This is a genomic window from Devosia sp. (assembly GCF_017307565.1).
In the GTDB taxonomy this organism is placed as follows: Bacteria; Pseudomonadota; Alphaproteobacteria; order Rhizobiales; family Devosiaceae; genus Devosia.
In genome coordinates this window covers 1-14,760 of sequence record NZ_JAFKHD010000403.1, presented here as the reverse complement: position 1 = coordinate 14,760, position 14,760 = coordinate 1, and the positions used below count along the sequence as shown (strand labels likewise).

The window sequence follows — 14,760 nt, the reverse complement described above, 5'->3', positions numbered from 1 at the left end:
CAGGGTTGCCGAGGAATAGACGTAAAAGGGCGTGCCGACCTTTTCAGCCAGCTCGTTGAGATTGACGTCCTCGGCATAAAGCGTGCCGTCGCGGTGCTGGAAATGGTGGACCATTTTTGTGCCTTTGGTGCCGCGCTCGCCGAGAGCGTGCTGAACTCAGCGCTTCCGTAAGCCAACGGCCCAGAAAACAAAAGTGAGACTTATCGATCCGTCTCATAAACGGCTTCGATGCGCTCGGCGACGAGGTTCTGGAGGCGCCAGAGGTGGGGGTCGTGAAGGCCCATTTGTTCTAGGTGTTCTACGGTCGAAAAGAGGTATCCGGCCATGGAGCCACGCGAGCCGACGGCCTTGGCGAGGACATCGGCGATTTCGGCTTCGGTGAGGCCCGAGACATAGCGGCCGGAATGGCGATCGATACAGAAGGTCAGGGCGCGGATGGTGCGCTCGCCTGAGCGGACAGTGACCATGCGTGGGGGGAAGGCGGTGGGCTTCCAACCCATTTCGCGCTCGAAGAGTTTTATCAGGTTCTCGTCGCGCTTATCGGGCGGCAGGCGATAGAGTGCGCCCGTGCAGGCGCCGCCGCGATCAAGCGCGAGCATGAGGCCGGGATTCTGGTCGCTGCCGCGGAAGCGATTGTTCCAGCCGAGGCAGAAGGCGCGGTGCCAGCCATGGAGGAGGCCGGTGCGGATTTCGACGTGGTCGCAGGCCGGTTTCCAGATCAGCGAGCCATAGGCGAAGATCCAGGTTTCGCTGTGATCGTCTGGGCCGAAGAATTTCGCAATGGTTTCGCGGTGATCGGCGAGGCTGGCCTCGGTCATGCCTTCGGGTGGCGGCGGCATGCCCTCTGAGGGATTTTCTGGCGTCAGATAGGCGACATGGCGCGGGGTGAGGCGCATCAGTCGCTGCTTGGCGGGCATTTTTTCTCCGTCTTCCCCCCGCACCCACAGCGTCATTCCCGCGAAAGCGGGAATCCCTGGCGGTGAAGAGAGATCCCCGCTTTCGCGGGGATGACGCGGTGAACGCTCAGGATTCGGCGTTCAGATTGCCCGACTGCAGTCGCCTATTCAACACCGCCATCGCCATGGCCGCCATGCTTTTTCTTGGAGAGCGGCTTGGGCTCGTGGTCTTCGCCGGTGAGGGTCGACTTCCAGCGGGCGGCCTGAGCGAGGACGTTGATCGGCGCGGTGCCGCCATAGGATTTTCGGGCGGCGACGGAGGCCTCGACGGTAAGCACCTTGTGGATGCGGCTATCGATGCGCTCATCGACGCTCTTGAAATCCTCGATGGTGAGGCCTTCGAGGCCGCAATTCTTGCTCTCGGCGAGGGCGACGACCTGGCCGGTGATGTGGTGGGCGTCGCGGAAGGGAATGTTCAGCTCGCGCACCAGCCAGTCGGCGACGTCGGTGGCGGTCGAGAAACCGGCCGAGGCGGAAGCGTGCATCTTGGCGTGGTTCGGCGCCATGTCCGAAACCATGCCGGTCATGGCGGCCAGCGACAGGGAGAGCGCGTCGAGGGCGTCGAAGGCGACTTCCTTGTCTTCCTGCATGTCCTTGGAATAGGCGAGCGGCAGGCCCTTCATGACGACGAGCAGCGAATTGAGCGAGCCCATGATGCGGCCGATCTTGGCACGGACCAGTTCGGCGGCGTCCGGATTGCGCTTTTGCGGCATGATGGACGAGCCGGTGGTGAACTTGTCCGAGAGTTTTATGAAGCCGAACTGGGCCGAGGACCAGATGACCATCTCCTCGGCAAAGCGGCTAAGGTGCATGGCGCAGATCGCAGCAGCGGCCAGCGTTTCAAGAATAAAGTCGCGGTCGGCGACGGCGTCGAGCGAATTGGCGGTGGGGCGATCAAAGCCCAGCGCATTGGCCGTCATGTCGCGGTCGATGGGGTAAGGCGTGCCGGCGAGGGCGGCACTGCCGAGTGGGTTTTCATTGAGGCGGCGGCGCGCATCGGTGAGACGGCCGGCATCGCGGCCGAGCATTTCGACATAGGCGAGCAGATGATGGCCGAAGGTCACCGGCTGGGCGTTTTGCAGATGGGTGAAACCGGGAAGAATGGTTTCGGCCTCTTCCTCGGCGCGCTTGACCAGGGCCAACTGCAGCGTGTGGATCTGGGCGACCAGGTGATCGATGGTGTCGCGGACATAGAGCTTGAAATCGGTCGCAACCTGGTCGTTGCGGGAGCGCGCGGTGTGCAGGCGCCCGGCGGCGTCGCCGATCTTTTCGCGCAGGCGCGATTCGACATTCATATGGATGTCTTCGAGAGCCCGCGAGAATTTGAACGAGCCGTTCTCGATTTCCGCCAGCACCTCGTCTAGACCGGCAAGGATAGCGTCGCGATCGGACTGCGTCAGAATGCCCGTTGCGGCGAGCATTGTGGCATGGGCTTTTGATCCGGCGATATCCTGGCGGAACAGGCGCTGGTCGAAACCGATCGAAGCGTTGATTTCTTCCATGATGGCGTCGGGGCCGGATGCAAACCGTCCACCCCACATCTTGTTGCTCATCGTTTGCCTTTCAGGAGTTGCCCATGTCGGACACCAGCCAACCCAAGCCAGCCGGTCGCAATCTCAAGGCGCTCGCGGGGCTGGGGGTAGCGGTTGCGGGCGTAGCTATAGCTTCGTGGGTCTATCTCGGCAATGCCGCCACGGCCAAGTCATGCCCGGTGCAGGCGGCGCAGGCCAAGATCATCGATGCTGCGGCAGTGGGGGAACTTGCAGCGCTCAACGGTACGGGCGAAGGGCGCGGCTATGCCGATCTCGCGTTCAAGAATGCGGACGGCAAGGAGATGACGCTGGCCGATTTCTCCGGCAAGGCGCTGCTGGTCAATTTCTGGGCCAGCTGGTGCGTGCCGTGCCGGGAAGAAATGCCGGCGCTCGATGCGATCGCGACCGAATACAATTCGGACAAGTTCCAGGTGGTGCCGATCAATCTCGATATCGGGGAGAGCGGGCTCGGCAAGGCCGAAGAGTTTCTGGCCGATGGCCAGTTCAAGAACCTGCCGCTTTATGCCGACAACAGCTTTGCCGCCTTCGAGCGGCTGAAGCGCGAGGCCGTGGCCGTGGGCCTGCCGGCAACGCTGCTGCTCGATCCGGAAGGGTGCGAACTGGCCGTGCTACAGGGGCCGGCCGAGTGGCACAGCAAGGATGGCAAGGCGGTGATCGAGGCGCTGATCGGGCTACGTGGTTAGACCAACATATCCACTTCGGCGCCATTGATTGGATTGCGCACCAAATCGGGCAGGGCTTCGGGCTCTGCCTTGCCCTGGGTGATGGCCATTTCGCCGCGTATTTTGGCGACATGGGCGAGCAGGGTGCTGGCCGAGGCGCCTTCGCGGGTGGCGATGCGGTTGATCATGACCGATGTGCTGGTGCCGAGGGCATTGCTCATCGGAAGAACCTCAGGCGGTCTTGTCGACCTGCATGCCCTGGCCCGGTGGGAGCGTTGCCTGGGCAGGCTGCAGCAGCATGTCGAGGAGCTGGGTCTGCATCTCGTGGGATTTCTTGAAGACTGCGAGCTGGACCGACTGGTGGGTCTGGGCGGTGCGCGCCGTCATCAGACTCGAAGCGAGATCGGTGTCCATAAAAGTGTCCTGACGCAGTACTGAAAGACCATCGGACCCTAGCAGGCCAGCGTAAACGAACCCTTCACCGTCCGCCCAGCAGCGGCACGTCGCGGCGGCGCATCGGTGCGGCCAGGACGATGCCCGAGAGGAAGCCGCCGATATGGGCCCACCAGGCGACGGGTTCTTCCGATCCTATGGCGACATAGAAGAGCTGTGTCGCCACCCAGAAGCCAAGCATCCAGAAGGCCGGGACCGGCAGCGGCACGGGGATGACGATGCGGGCCAGCACGAAGACGCGCGCATGGGGGAAGAGGAGGATATAGGCGCCCATGACGCCGGCCACGGCGCCGGAGGCGCCGATCAACGGGCCATTGCCATCGAGATTGAAGAGGAGATGCGAGAGGGCGGCGAGAACGGCGCAGGCCAGATAAAAGACGAGGAAGCGCAGGTGCCCCATGGCGTCCTCGATATTGTCGCCGAATACCCAGAGGAAGAGCATGTTGGTCAGCAGATGCAGCCAATCGGCATGGAGGAAGGCATAGGTGATAAATGTCGCCCAATCCGGCAGCCAGGGCAGCGGCGCGGGATAGAGATCGCGCACGACGATGGGGATCATGCCGAAATAGATCGTCGTCTCTTCAAAGGCGGCAGGGGGCTGCAACGACTGAAGCAAGAAGATGAGGACGCTGAGCCCGATCAGCCCATAGGTGACATAGGGAAACCTGACATGGCGGTGCGGGTTGACGTCATGCAGGGGTAGGAACAGGGGTTTTTCTCCTCGGCCGCGGCGATCGGCAGGGGTGAGGTCGGGACTTGGGAATTAGCGCTGACCGCCAAAGAGGAAGAGAGCGGCGATCAGCAGCAGGACGGCGACGGCCTGGCCCATGACGCGCAGGCGCATGAGGCGCTGGCTGGTATTGGCCGAACCGCCCTTGGTCATGTTCCACAAGCCCATGCCGAGCACGATGACGACGAAGAGCAGGGCCAGGGCGATGCCGATATTGAGAAGGGTCTGCATGGTGTCCGGCCTTTGTAGAAACAGTGTCAGCTTTCAATATAGGCGAGAAGACCGGCCGCCAAGGCATCATAGACGGCTCGAATGCGATGGGAGGTGTACAATTCCCTGTGCGTGGTGAGCCAGATAGGCAAGGGCGGAATGGCGACGTCGATGGGCAGGGCGACAAGCCCGGGCGTGCGGCGCACAAGATTGGCCTGGCCGAAGCCGATGCCGAGCCCGGCGCGCATCAATTCCCAGAGGTGGGGCTGATCATCGGAGCGGATGACGAAGTTTTCTCTCGTCAGCGAAAAACCCAGTTTTTGCGCGTGGGTGACGATCGCGCTGGAGCGATCAAAGCCCAGCATGTCGTGCTGCCAGAGGTCGGCCAGTGACGTGGGGCGGCCGCGTCGGGCGAGATAGCGTTCGTGGGCGACGGGCACCAGCTCAATATCGCCGAGGTGTTTTGTGACCAGTTCGAGCTGGGTGGGGCGGAACATGCGGATGGCGATATCGGCCTCGCGCATGAGGATGTTTTCGGCTGAATCCGAGGGGACGATTTCGAGGGATATGCGCGGATGAAGGGCGCGGATCGGCACCAGGATTTCGGGCAGCACGTAGTTTGAGATCATGGCGCTGGCGGTGATGCGCACCGTGCCGCCGGTGTCGTCCTGGGCGCCTTCGGCCATCAGATTGGCCTCGGCAAGGGCGGTTTGCGCCTGTGCTATGGGGCCATAGAGTTTTAGCGCCGTGCTGTTTGGCTTGAGGCCCGACAGGCTACGCTCGAAGAGTTGCAGGCCCAGTTGGGATTCGAGGAGTTCGATGTGCCGGCCGATGGTCGGCTGGCTCGATTTGATGGCGCGGGCGGCGCCGGATAGCGAGCCATGCTCGATGACGGCGGCAAAGCTGCGCCAGAGGGACCAGTCAGGCTCTCTATTCATGATTGAATATCAAATCTCGAAATTTGGCCAATCGCTATAAAAATATGTAGCGAGCATTTTGGTCTCCAGCAAGTCAAGGAGACGCAGAATGACCAAGGGTAAAGTGACGGTTTTGGGCAGCAACGGCCATATCGGCAATGCGGCGATGATCGCTTTTCGCGATGCGGGCTGGAGCGTGACGGGGCTTGGGCGGACGAACCGCAAGCCGGTCAGCGGCACGACATTTGTTGCTGGCGATGCGGATGATGTGGACGTGGTGCGGGCGGCGATTGCGGATGCCGATGTGGTCGTCCACGCGCTGCACCTGCGCTATGACCAGTGGGGCAATGGCCGCTCGGAAAAGCAGCTGCAGGTGGTGATCGATGCGCTCGGCAATAGCGGCAAGACGCTGCTGTTTCCGGGGACGATCTACAATTATCGCGCTGGGGACCGGACGATTTCACCGGCAACCCGGCAGAGCGCCGAGGCGCCGCGCGGGGAGATCCGTATTCGGCTCGAAACGCTGCTGCGCGAGGCCTCTAGCGCCGGAAAATTCCAGACGATCATTTTGCGTGGCGGCGACTTTTTCGGACCGGGCAATCGCGGGGAATGGTTCGAGGCGGCCATGCTGATGGATGTGGCCAAGGGCAAGATCTACAATATGGGTGCGCTGAATACGCGCCATAGCTGGGCCTATCTGCCGGATCTTTCGCGGGCTTTTGTGGTGTTGGCGGAGAAGCGGGAAGCGCTTGGGAAGTTTGAAAACTTCCACTTTGCGGGACACTGGGTGTCGCATGGGCAGATGATGGGGGCGATCCAGACCGCGCTGCCGGGCAAGGTTGTGGTTTCGCCGCTGCAATGGTGGATGATCCGGGCGGTGGGGCTGTTCAATCCGGTCATGCGCGACATTTATCGGATGCGGTATCTGTGGGTGAATGAGATGGAGCTGGTCGATCCTCGGCTCGATGCGCTGTTGGGGCCGGATTTCGGGACGCCGTTTGAGGAGGCGGTGGCGGCGACGGTGGAGGAGTTGGTGGGGGCGAAGAAGGCGGCGGCTTGAGTGGTCACCGGCGTTTCGGTTCGTTCGCCTTCTCCCCTTGAGGGAGAAGGTGCCCGGAGGGCGGATGAGGGGTATTCTTGCGATGCCCTTCACAAGCTCCTCGGCGGAGGAGAGATACCCCTCACCCTGATTTTTCGCTGGACGCGAAAAATCTGTCCCTCTCCCTCAAGGGGCGAGGGGAGGGCCGGTGGCATCTAGAAACCCACTGCCCGCCTGACATCCCCCGCCGTCCAACCCTCGCTGCGTAAATCGGCGAGGGTTTTGCTGTTTTTGGATTTGGCGAGTTTCTGGCCGTCGTCGCCAAGGAGGAGGCGGTGGAAGTGGTATATCGGCGTCGAAAAACCCAGGAGCATCTGCAGGAGGACGTGGATGTCGGTCGCCGCTTCCATGTCGCGGCCCCTAGTGATGTGAGTCACGTTTTGCGCGGCATCGTCGACGACGACGCTGAGGTGGTAGCTGGTGCCGATGTCCTTGCGCTGGAGGACAACGTCGCCCCAGCGTTGGGGACGGGCATACCGGATTTGTGGGCGGTCGCGCAGGGTGGGGCCGATGACGGTGAAGGTCAGCATGCCGGCTTCTTCCACGGCCCGATCGGTGTGGAGGCGGAACTGGACGGGGTCACCGCGTTCGAGACGCTCGATGCGTTCTTGATTGGAAAGATGCTTGCAGGTGCCGGGATAGATGGGGGCGCCGTCCGGGTCGGTGTCTTCGGCCTTGGAGGCGATATCGGAGCGGGAGCAGAAGCAGGGATAGATGAGATCGCGCTGGCGGAGGCGATTGGCGGCCTCGGCGTAGAGCTCGAAACGCTCGGACTGGATAAGGACTGGTTCGGGCCAGGAAAGGCCGAGCCATTTGAGGTCCTCGAAAATGGCTTCGGTAAATTCGGGTTTACAGCGGGTGACGTCGATGTCTTCGATGCGCAAAAGCACTGTGCCACCAACAATCTCGGCGGCCTGCCAGGTTACGAGCGCCGAAAGGGCGTGACCGAGGTGGAGGAGCCCATTGGGGCTCGGGGCGAAACGAAGAACTGGTTCTTTTGACATGACTTTGACGACTACCACTTTTGCGCCGGGGGCGTCACCGCGGATCGATACGGCCGAAGGTGTCGCCGTGCATCTCGATCATCTCATCGCCATGGTGCCGCAATTGCTGCCGATGCGGGAGCGGGTGGGGGCGGTGCTGCCGCGGGTCAATCCCAAGGGATTTGCGGGGATGGCCAAGGTGATCTGCGGGCAGCAGCTTTCGGTGCAAAGCGCGGCCGCCATTTGGGGGCGGTTTGAAAAGCTGCCGGGGGCGCTGGAGCCTGAAAGCTATCTGCTGCTCGATGAGGAGACGGTGCGGAGCGCCGGGTTTTCGCGCGGGAAGTTTCTGGCGGTGCGAACGATTGCCGAGGCGGTTGGGGCGGGGGAGCTCAACTTTGCCGAGGTCGATGCCCTGCCGGCCGAAGAGGCGATCAAGGCGCTGGTGGCACTGAAGGGAATCGGGCCGTGGACGGCCGAGGTCTATCTGCTGTTTTGCGCGGCGCACCCCGATATTTTCCCGGCGGGGGACCTGGCTTTGCTGAAAGCCGCGCATCATGGGCTTGGCCTTGACGAGCGTCCGACGATCAAGGAGATGATCGGAATGGCCGAGAACTGGTCGCCGCACCGGTCGGCCGCGGCGCTGCTGTTCTGGCGCTATTTCGCCATTCTGCGCGACAAGGAAGGGATTTTGCTGTGACCAAGCTTTCGGGGCCGATGATGCCGCCAGCCAATGGGCAAGCGCCTGATGCTGCGGTGGTTCTGCTCCATGGCTATGGCAGCGACGGCAATGACCTCATTGGCCTGGCGCCGCATTGGCGGGACCTGCTGCCGGGCGCACTGTTCGTTTCGCCGAACGCGCCGATCGGCACGCCGATGGGGGGCTATCAGTGGTTTCCGATAGACTGGACCGGTGATCGGCTGGCGAGCCGGCAGACCGGCGTCATCGAGGCGCGGCCGGTGCTCGAAGGCTTTTTGCGCGATCTCTGGGCGCAGACGGGAATCACGCCAGAGCGGACGATCCTTGCCGGCTTCAGCCAGGGCGCGATGATGGCGCTGCATGTGGGCACGGCGCTGCCCGAAAAACTCATGGGTATTATCGGTTTTTCCGGTGCCTTTTTGCCGCCGGAGGGATTTGGCGGTGAGGGGCTCGCCAAGCCGCCTGTCTGCCTCGTCCATGGTGATGTGGACGATGTGGTCGACCCCAATCTTTCGAGCGAAGCCAATGGTTTGCTTGATGATGCCGGCTTTGATGTCAGCTACCATGTGAGCCGCGGCGTGGGGCATGGGATTGCCCCGGATGGGCTGGCTTTTGCCGGCGATTTCATCGGGCGGCTGGCTGCGAAATAAGTCTTTCATCCCCGCTTCACAGGCCTGACACAAAGGGCCTATTATAAAGGGGCTATGGACTTAACAGATTCCCGTTTCGGGAGACTCTCGTGACCATCCATGTGTCGCCAGAGGCCTGTCCCGCTCTCGTGCTGAACGCCGATTTTCGGCCTCTCAGCTATTATCCACTTTCGCTATGGTCGTGGCAGGACGCGATCAAGGCGGTGTTCCTTGAACGGGTCAACATCGTCTCGCTCTATGACACGGTGATCCATTCGCCGAGCTTCGAGATGCGTCTGCCGAGCGTGGTTTCGCTCAAGGACTATGTGAAGCCGGCGCGACATCCCGCCTTTACCCGATTCAACGTTTTCCTGCGCGATCGCTTCCAGTGCCAATATTGCGGCTCGCGGGACGATCTCACTTTTGATCACGTTATTCCCCGATCCAAGGGCGGTTTGACGACGTGGGAAAACGTGGTCGCGGCCTGTGCCCCGTGCAATCTGCGCAAGGCCAACAGGATGCCGAGCGAGATCAAGATGTTCCCCCATCAGACCCCGTTCGCGCCGACTGTGCATGACCTGCACAATAATGGCAGGGCCTTTCCACCCAACCACCTGCACAAGAGCTGGCTCGACTATCTCTATTGGGACATTGAGCTGGAGCCGTGAGACTTGTGGGGTGATGGCTTAATAACTATTATTGGCGGGGGCCAATGATGGAGTTTTGCCATGGCGATCAGTGCGGATCTGGGCGCGACGCTCGAAAAGGTCGTGAATGATCTCGTCGAGAACGGGCGGTATAATTCCAAGAGCGAAGTTTTGCGCGAAGGCGTACGGCTGGTGCAGGAGCGTGAGGCGCGGCTGCGGGAGCTGGATGAAAAGATCGCGGTTGGACTGGCTCAAGCCGACGCGGGGCTACTTATCCCCGCTGAGGAGGTATTTGCCGAGCTGAGGCAGATCGTTGCCGAGATAGCAAAGAAAGCCTCTTGATGCTTGTCCAGCTAACCCCGGCTGCCGTTGCGGATCTCGCCGAGGTAGCGCGGTTTATTGCTGCCGAGAGTCCCAGTCGCGCAACCAGTTTTATTCGAGAGTTGGTCGATGCGTGCGAAGGGCTGTCCGAACACCCCGAGCGCTTCGCTCTCCTGGAGCGCTACGAACATAAAACTTTGCGTCGCCGGCCGGTTGGGCAGTATTTGATTGTCTATCGAATTCTCACTTCAGGCGTGGAAGTCATCCGTGTGTTGTCGGCTTGGCAAGACCTCGACGACGCTCTGGAGGCGCTTTAGCGCTTACGCTTTGCCTGGAAAACGATCGCCCCGATCAGCAGCACGACGATTGCCAGCGAAATCAGTGCGTTGTAGCCAGCGAGGGACAGGCCGGCGAAGCGGAACTGGACGACGTCGCAGCCGATGACCGGGGTCATGCTGTTGAGCTGGTCAAAGCTAAAACTGTCGCCGACGCCGGTGCAGGCGGTGGGGCCGGGCCAGAAACCCCATTCTACCCCGGCATGGTATGACGCCATATAGGTGCCCCAGGCGAAAATGCCGGTGACGATGATCATGCCCAGGTACCAGACCGGCAGGGGCAGGCGGTTCCAGAGTACGATGATCAGCGCCAGGAGCGGCAGGCCCCAATAGTAGGCCATACGCTGTTCAAGGCAGAGTTCGCAGGGATAGAGCCCGCCGATATATTGGCTGCCAAGGGCGCCAAGGATGGTGGCGAGGCCGAGCACGAAGGCGACGCCGGCGGCGATCTTGTCGAGGGGACGGCGGGAGGCTGAAGCCATTGGGAAATCTCGAGTGACGCTTGATTTCAGGGGGTCTAGACCCGCTTTGTGGCAAAAGCCAGCGGGGCACATTGTCGTGATCAGGCTGCGGGGGTGATGCCCAGTTTGGCAGCGAGCGCCATGGCATTGGCGGGGGCGTGCAATTTGTCCTCGTGGACGAAATAGGCATAGGTGTCGACGCCCGACTGCTGCCAGGTGGCAAGCGTCTGGACGAGGTCGGCGATGTCAGCCTCGCCATAACCGGCAGCATCGGGACGCGCCGGGCCCTGAAAGCGGCAATAGGCGAAATCCGCGGTGAGGTCGCGGCGCGGATTGTCGGCGGTGTCGGCGATGACGCGAGCGACATTGTGTTCGCGCAGCAGCGCATCGACCTCAGGCCGGTCAAAACTCTCGTGGCGCATTTCGATGGCGTGGCGGAAGGTCTTGTTGCCGTTGGCATCGAGATAGGGCGGGCTTTTGCCACCCTCTGCCTTTCCGGCGAGGGCGAGATAGGCGTCGATGTCGCGCGGCAGGAGTTTGAGGAAGGTCGAAAAACTTGCCGGATCAAAGCTCAGGTTGGGAGGCAGCTGCCAGATGAAGGGCCCAAGGCGGTCGCCGAGGGCGAGAGGGCCGGAGGCAAAGAAGCCGGCCAATGCGTCCTCACAGTTCTTCAGCCGCTTGATGTGCGTGACGAGCTGCGGCCCCTTGATCGAGAATTGAAAGCGTTCGGGCGTTTCGCCGGCCCACTTGGCAAAGCTCTCGGGCTTCTGGTTGCCGCGGAAGGTGGCGTTGATCTCGATGCTGGTCAGGTGATGTCTCGCATAGTTGAGCTCTTTCTTCTGGACGAGGCCCGAGGGAAAGAAAGTGCCGCGCCAGGGCTCGAAAACCCAGCCGGCCGTACCCGTGCGAATTGTTCCCGTCTTGCTCATAGCCACGCTCCTTGGGAGGCCAAACTTGGCCGAGCGCGATCAAATTGGCAATCTCGCGCTGAAATGAGGGCGAACCGTCAGGTTCTGGTAATGCTTTTTTGCCTTATTCGTCTCTATGGTGAACGAAACGTTGCGGGGACAGATTCTTGCGCGGGACCACACTGATAACGACGGCGGCCTTTGCTCTGCTCGCCAGCGCCGTACCGGCCTGCGACAGCCTGACCTTTGCGCCGGGCGGCGTGGTGGTCGAGGTGACGGACGGCGATACCGTGGTGCTCAATGATGGGCGCAAGGTGCGCCTGATCGGAACGCAGGCGCCAAAACTGCCGCTCGGGCGCGAGGATTTCGTGGCCTGGCCGCTGGCGGCCGAGGCGCAGCAGGCGCTTTCCGAACTGATGCTCAACAAGACGGTACGGCTTGGCTTCGGCGGCGAGGAGATCGACCGGCATGAACGGGTGCTGGCGCATGTCTTTGTCGAGACGGAGGCGGGCGAAATCTGGGCCCAGCAGTTCATGGTCGGCGCGGGGCTCGCACGTGTCTATTCCTTCCCCGACAACCGACAATGTCTTGATCTGCTCTTTGCCGCCGAGGCGCAGGCGCGCGTGGAGCGGCTTGGCATTTGGGCCAATCCCTATTACAGCGTGCGTGCGGCGGACCGACCAGGCGACTTGCTGGATCGTGTGGGACATTACGAACTGGTGGAAGGCAGGGTGCTCCTTGCTGACCGCCGTAGCTCCCGCATTTTCCTCAATTTTGGCCGGTTCTGGAAAGAAGACTTCACCGCAGTGATCGAGGGGCCCGCCTTGCGGCTTTTCGAGAGAGACGCATTAGACCCATTGGCGCTTGAGGGGGCGCTGGTGCGTATTCGAGGATGGGTGGACGACCGGGATGGTCCGCGCATCGAAATCACCCATCCCGAGCAGATTGAGGTTTTGGCGACGCGATGACGGCGCTTTCTCTGTCCAAAAAATACCTGCGCCTCGGCGCCCTGGCCCTCTCCATCGTGGCGCTGGGGGCTTGCTCGTCGCTGACCGGTTCCTCGGTCGCGGTCAGCCGCACCGGGGACACGCCCGCACCCATGGTCGTGCCGGAAGGCACCGAGCCTGATGATGTGGTCATCGGCCGGCGCGAGCATCCGCGCATCATTGCCGCTTATGGCGGGGTCTATTCCGACCGCGACGCCGAGATCATGGTGGCGCGCATCGTCGGGCGGCTCCTCGCGGCGGCGAACCAGCCCAATGCGCAGTTTCAGGTGACGATCCTCGATACGTCCGAGGTCAATGCCTTTGCGCTGCCCGGCGGCTATATCTATGTGACGCGCGGCATCCTGGCGCTCGCTTCGGATACGAGCGAGCTGGCCGCGGTTCTCGCGCACGAGATTGCCCACGTCACGCTGCGCCATGCGCGTGCGCGCACCGACAAGACGCGGACGACGCAGATTGTCGATCGCGTCATCACCGGCATTTTCGGTGGCGACACCTCGACCGACGCTACGGCCAACCGCACCCGCGAGTCGCTGGCTGCCTTCGGGCAGAGCCAGGAACTCGAAGCGGATCGCGAGGGCATCAAATTTGCCGGCAAGGCGGGCTTTGATCCGCAGGCGGCGGCGCGCTTCCTTGGCGTGATGAGCCGGTTCGCGTCCTTCTCGGCCGGGGACAAGGCGGGCGACGACGGGTTCCTCTCCTCGCACCCCTCGACCCCGGCGCGCATCCAGAAGGCGCTCGATACCGCGCGGCAGATGTTCGGCAGCGCCAGCGTCGGGGAAACCGACCGCAATGGCTATATGGCGGCAATTTCCGGCCTTGCCTTTGGCGACAGCCCGGCGCAGGGCTCTATCGTCGGTAACCGCTTCATCCATTCGGGTTCGAAATTTACCTTCGCCGTACCGTCGGGCTATTCGCTGCAGACGGCGCAGAGCGCCGTGGTTGGCGTTGCGGGTGACGGCGAAGCGGTGCGTTTCGACAGTGCCGACGTGCAGCCCAATATGGCGCTGACCGACTATCTCAAGTCAGGCTGGATCGCCGGGCTCAAGGCCGGCACGGTGACGTCGCATACCTATAACGGCATCGAGATGGCTTCGGGTGTGGCGCAGACGGACCAATGGTTCTTCCGCGTTGCGGTGATGCGGCTCGATGGTGCGGTCTATCGCTTCATCTTTGCCGCCAAGGCCGACAGTCCGCGCTTTGCCGCGGGGGCCGAGGCCACGATCCAGAGTTTCAGGCGCGCCGAGGCGGCCGATCTCAACCAGATCCGCAAGCTTTCCATGCGCGTCGTGACCGCAAAGGCCGGGGACACCGCAGACACCATGGCGCGCCAGATGGCCAATATTCCGGGCGGGCGCGAGCTCTTCTACATCCTCAACAACCTTTATCCGGGTGATCCGGTCAAGGTCGGGGAGAAGTACAAGATCGTCGGGCCCAACTGAGGCACCAAAAAAATCCCCGCGAACGCGGGGATTTTTGTTTCTAGAGCAGGTCACAAAGCGCGGCGATCAGCGGCTCGTCGGCGGGCGGCATGGCATAGTCCCGCAGTGCCTGGGGGCGGACCCATTTGAGCGCCTGGTGCTCCTTGGCGACGGGCGTGCCCTGCCAGCGGCGGCAGACATAGAGCGGCATCAAGAGGTGCATGTGCTCATAGGTGTGGCTGGCAAAGGAAAGCGGAGCAAGGCAGGCTTCCTTGGTCTCGACATCGAGCTCTTCGCGCAGTTCGCGGATAATGGCGGCTTCCGGGGTCTCGCCGGGCTCGATCTTGCCGCCGGGGAATTCCCACATATTGGCCATATGCTTGCCTTCGGGGCGCTGCGCGATCAGCACGCGGCGGTCGGCGTCGATCAGGGCGCAGGCGACGACGAGCAGGATCGGTTTTTGTTCGCTCATTTGGGCGTCCCGGGGATGCGATAGGAATAGTCGTATTGGTGCTGGTAGCCGAGGCCGGAATAGAGCGCTTGGGCGGCTGGATTATCCGCCTGGACGTTGAGGGCGGCGATCGTCGCACCCTTTTCGTGGGCCCAGGCAAGACCGGTGCGCATCATGGCGGCGGCAAGACCCTGGCGGCGGCGGCTTGGGTCGGTGATGACATTGCCGGTGATGACGATGCCATTGGAAATGGCCATCAGGCCCGAGGCGACGGGTTCGCCGTCGCGCTCGATGACGATGCCGGTGGCCGGAACGGCCATGAC

The 14,760-nt window shown here is 62.2% G+C and carries 21 protein-coding genes; 9 read left to right on the top strand and 12 right to left on the bottom strand.

From position 1 onward, the window contains the following. Positions 1–200: 200 nt before the first annotated feature. Positions 201–917, bottom strand: a complete 717-nt coding sequence (locus J0I64_RS16250) for a gamma-glutamylcyclotransferase (protein ID WP_291410102.1) — start codon at positions 915–917, stop codon at positions 201–203. 143 nt (positions 918–1,060) lie between these two features. Then, positions 1,061–2,509 carry an argininosuccinate lyase gene (argH, locus tag J0I64_RS16245; protein WP_291410101.1) on the bottom strand — a complete coding sequence of 483 codons (1,449 nt, stop codon included), beginning with the start codon at positions 2,507–2,509 and terminating at the stop codon, positions 1,061–1,063. A gap of 23 nt (positions 2,510–2,532) precedes the next feature. Here argH and J0I64_RS16240 point away from each other — a divergent pair, with 23 nt between their 5' ends. Continuing rightward, a complete protein-coding gene (locus J0I64_RS16240) occupies positions 2,533–3,192 on the top strand; it encodes a TlpA disulfide reductase family protein (RefSeq protein WP_291410100.1) in 660 nt (219 codons plus the stop codon). Here the strand turns inward: J0I64_RS16240 and J0I64_RS16235 are convergent. From J0I64_RS16235 to J0I64_RS16215, 5 genes are all read right to left on the bottom strand, one after another. After that, a complete protein-coding gene (locus J0I64_RS16235; protein ID WP_291410099.1) occupies positions 3,189–3,392 on the bottom strand; it encodes a hypothetical protein in 204 nt (67 codons plus the stop codon). The two genes, J0I64_RS16240 and J0I64_RS16235, sit on opposite strands and share 4 nt — an antisense overlap. Before the next feature lie 10 nt (positions 3,393–3,402). Next, positions 3,403–3,585 carry a putative motility protein gene (locus J0I64_RS16230; protein WP_291410098.1) on the bottom strand — a complete coding sequence of 61 codons (183 nt, stop codon included), beginning with the start codon at positions 3,583–3,585 and terminating at the stop codon, positions 3,403–3,405. Between the two features lie 64 nt (positions 3,586–3,649). Beyond that, on the bottom strand, positions 3,650–4,240 hold the full coding sequence (locus tag J0I64_RS16225; RefSeq protein ID WP_291410097.1) for a rhomboid family intramembrane serine protease: 591 nt from the start codon (positions 4,238–4,240) through the stop codon (positions 3,650–3,652). Positions 4,241–4,387: 147 nt separating this feature from the next. Continuing rightward, positions 4,388–4,585 carry a twin transmembrane helix small protein gene (locus J0I64_RS16220; protein WP_291410096.1) on the bottom strand — a complete coding sequence of 66 codons (198 nt, stop codon included), beginning with the start codon at positions 4,583–4,585 and terminating at the stop codon, positions 4,388–4,390. A gap of 26 nt (positions 4,586–4,611) precedes the next feature. Next, positions 4,612–5,502, bottom strand: a complete 891-nt coding sequence (locus tag J0I64_RS16215) for a LysR family transcriptional regulator (protein ID WP_291410094.1) — start codon at positions 5,500–5,502, stop codon at positions 4,612–4,614. Positions 5,503–5,590: 88 nt separating this feature from the next. On the opposite strand from J0I64_RS16215, the gene J0I64_RS16210 reads away from it, so the two are divergent. Beyond that, on the top strand, positions 5,591–6,541 hold the full coding sequence (locus tag J0I64_RS16210; RefSeq protein ID WP_291410093.1) for an NAD-dependent epimerase/dehydratase family protein: 951 nt from the start codon (positions 5,591–5,593) through the stop codon (positions 6,539–6,541). A gap of 194 nt (positions 6,542–6,735) precedes the next feature. On the opposite strand, the gene gluQRS is transcribed toward J0I64_RS16210, so the two are convergent. Continuing rightward, entirely contained in the window at positions 6,736–7,584 is an 849-nt protein-coding gene (gluQRS, locus tag J0I64_RS16205; RefSeq protein WP_291410090.1) for a tRNA glutamyl-Q(34) synthetase GluQRS, read from the bottom strand. Between gluQRS and J0I64_RS16200 the strand changes: the two genes are divergently transcribed. The 5 genes from J0I64_RS16200 (at position 7,583) to J0I64_RS16180 (ending at position 10,174) form a co-directional block, all read left to right on the top strand. After that, the gene (locus J0I64_RS16200; protein ID WP_291410087.1) at positions 7,583–8,260 is read left to right on the top strand and encodes a DNA-3-methyladenine glycosylase 2 family protein; all 678 of its coding nucleotides are present in this window, start codon (positions 7,583–7,585) and stop codon (positions 8,258–8,260) included. The two genes, gluQRS and J0I64_RS16200, sit on opposite strands and share 2 nt — an antisense overlap. Further along, entirely contained in the window at positions 8,257–8,910 is a 654-nt protein-coding gene (locus J0I64_RS16195; RefSeq protein WP_291410085.1) for a phospholipase, read from the top strand. Before J0I64_RS16200 ends, J0I64_RS16195 begins: the two co-directional genes overlap by 4 nt. Positions 8,911–8,999: 89 nt before the next feature. After that, positions 9,000–9,557, top strand: coding sequence for an HNH endonuclease (locus J0I64_RS16190; protein ID WP_291410083.1), 558 nt, complete (start codon positions 9,000–9,002; stop codon positions 9,555–9,557). Positions 9,558–9,617: 60 nt separating this feature from the next. After that, on the top strand, positions 9,618–9,878 hold the full coding sequence (locus J0I64_RS16185) for a type II toxin-antitoxin system ParD family antitoxin (protein WP_291410081.1): 261 nt from the start codon (positions 9,618–9,620) through the stop codon (positions 9,876–9,878). Beyond that, positions 9,878–10,174: a type II toxin-antitoxin system RelE/ParE family toxin gene (locus J0I64_RS16180; RefSeq protein ID WP_291410103.1), complete on the top strand. Its 297-nt coding sequence runs from the start codon at positions 9,878–9,880 to the stop codon at positions 10,172–10,174. Before J0I64_RS16185 ends, J0I64_RS16180 begins: the two co-directional genes overlap by 1 nt. On the opposite strand, the gene J0I64_RS16175 is transcribed toward J0I64_RS16180, so the two are convergent. Both J0I64_RS16175 and J0I64_RS16170 read right to left on the bottom strand, forming a co-directional pair. Then, positions 10,171–10,674, bottom strand: coding sequence for a disulfide bond formation protein B (locus J0I64_RS16175; RefSeq protein ID WP_291410079.1), 504 nt, complete (start codon positions 10,672–10,674; stop codon positions 10,171–10,173). The genes J0I64_RS16180 and J0I64_RS16175 overlap by 4 nt on opposite strands. Positions 10,675–10,754: 80 nt before the next feature. After that, positions 10,755–11,582: a DUF72 domain-containing protein gene (locus tag J0I64_RS16170; RefSeq protein ID WP_291410077.1), complete on the bottom strand. Its 828-nt coding sequence runs from the start codon at positions 11,580–11,582 to the stop codon at positions 10,755–10,757. A 146-nt stretch (positions 11,583–11,728) separates the two neighbouring features. Here J0I64_RS16170 and J0I64_RS16165 point away from each other — a divergent pair, with 146 nt between their 5' ends. Next, complete coding sequence (locus J0I64_RS16165; protein ID WP_291410075.1) at positions 11,729–12,529, top strand: thermonuclease family protein; 801 nt, start codon at positions 11,729–11,731, stop codon at positions 12,527–12,529. After that, positions 12,526–14,007 (top strand): M48 family metalloprotease, encoded by a 1,482-nt coding sequence (locus J0I64_RS16160; RefSeq protein WP_291410073.1) that lies wholly within the window; start codon positions 12,526–12,528, stop codon positions 14,005–14,007. The genes J0I64_RS16165 and J0I64_RS16160 overlap by 4 nt, the downstream gene beginning before the upstream one ends. Positions 14,008–14,047: 40 nt before the next feature. On the opposite strand, the gene mutT is transcribed toward J0I64_RS16160, so the two are convergent. Both mutT and J0I64_RS16150 read right to left on the bottom strand, forming a co-directional pair. After that, positions 14,048–14,458 carry an 8-oxo-dGTP diphosphatase MutT gene (gene mutT, locus J0I64_RS16155; RefSeq protein ID WP_291410071.1) on the bottom strand — a complete coding sequence of 137 codons (411 nt, stop codon included), beginning with the start codon at positions 14,456–14,458 and terminating at the stop codon, positions 14,048–14,050. Further along, on the bottom strand, positions 14,455–14,760 hold a 306-nt coding region (locus tag J0I64_RS16150; RefSeq protein WP_291410069.1), incomplete at its 5' end, for a GNAT family N-acetyltransferase. The genes mutT and J0I64_RS16150, both read right to left, overlap by 4 nt.

What these genes read in the sequence shown, in the direction of transcription:
- J0I64_RS16250 (WP_291410102.1), bottom strand. Translation starts at nt 917, where the DNA reads ATGCCCGCCAAGCAGCGACTGATGCGCCTCACCCCGCGCCATGTCGCC.
- argH (WP_291410101.1), bottom strand. Translation starts at nt 2,509, where the DNA reads ATGAGCAACAAGATGTGGGGTGGACGGTTTGCATCCGGCCCCGACGCC.
- J0I64_RS16240 (WP_291410100.1), top strand. Translation starts at nt 2,533, where the DNA reads ATGTCGGACACCAGCCAACCCAAGCCAGCCGGTCGCAATCTCAAGGCG.
- J0I64_RS16235 (WP_291410099.1), bottom strand. Translation starts at nt 3,392, where the DNA reads ATGAGCAATGCCCTCGGCACCAGCACATCGGTCATGATCAACCGCATC.
- J0I64_RS16230 (WP_291410098.1), bottom strand. Translation starts at nt 3,585, where the DNA reads ATGGACACCGATCTCGCTTCGAGTCTGATGACGGCGCGCACCGCCCAG.
- J0I64_RS16220 (WP_291410096.1), bottom strand. Translation starts at nt 4,585, where the DNA reads ATGCAGACCCTTCTCAATATCGGCATCGCCCTGGCCCTGCTCTTCGTC.
- J0I64_RS16215 (WP_291410094.1), bottom strand. Translation starts at nt 5,502, where the DNA reads ATGAATAGAGAGCCTGACTGGTCCCTCTGGCGCAGCTTTGCCGCCGTC.
- J0I64_RS16210 (WP_291410093.1), top strand. Translation starts at nt 5,591, where the DNA reads ATGACCAAGGGTAAAGTGACGGTTTTGGGCAGCAACGGCCATATCGGC.
- J0I64_RS16200 (WP_291410087.1), top strand. Translation starts at nt 7,583, where the DNA reads ATGACTTTGACGACTACCACTTTTGCGCCGGGGGCGTCACCGCGGATC.
- gluQRS (WP_291410090.1), bottom strand. Translation starts at nt 7,584, where the DNA reads ATGTCAAAAGAACCAGTTCTTCGTTTCGCCCCGAGCCCCAATGGGCTC.
- J0I64_RS16185 (WP_291410081.1), top strand. Translation starts at nt 9,618, where the DNA reads ATGGCGATCAGTGCGGATCTGGGCGCGACGCTCGAAAAGGTCGTGAAT.
- J0I64_RS16180 (WP_291410103.1), top strand. Translation starts at nt 9,878, where the DNA reads ATGCTTGTCCAGCTAACCCCGGCTGCCGTTGCGGATCTCGCCGAGGTA.
- J0I64_RS16175 (WP_291410079.1), bottom strand. Translation starts at nt 10,674, where the DNA reads ATGGCTTCAGCCTCCCGCCGTCCCCTCGACAAGATCGCCGCCGGCGTC.
- J0I64_RS16170 (WP_291410077.1), bottom strand. Translation starts at nt 11,582, where the DNA reads ATGAGCAAGACGGGAACAATTCGCACGGGTACGGCCGGCTGGGTTTTC.
- J0I64_RS16160 (WP_291410073.1), top strand. Translation starts at nt 12,526, where the DNA reads ATGACGGCGCTTTCTCTGTCCAAAAAATACCTGCGCCTCGGCGCCCTG.
- mutT (WP_291410071.1), bottom strand. Translation starts at nt 14,458, where the DNA reads ATGAGCGAACAAAAACCGATCCTGCTCGTCGTCGCCTGCGCCCTGATC.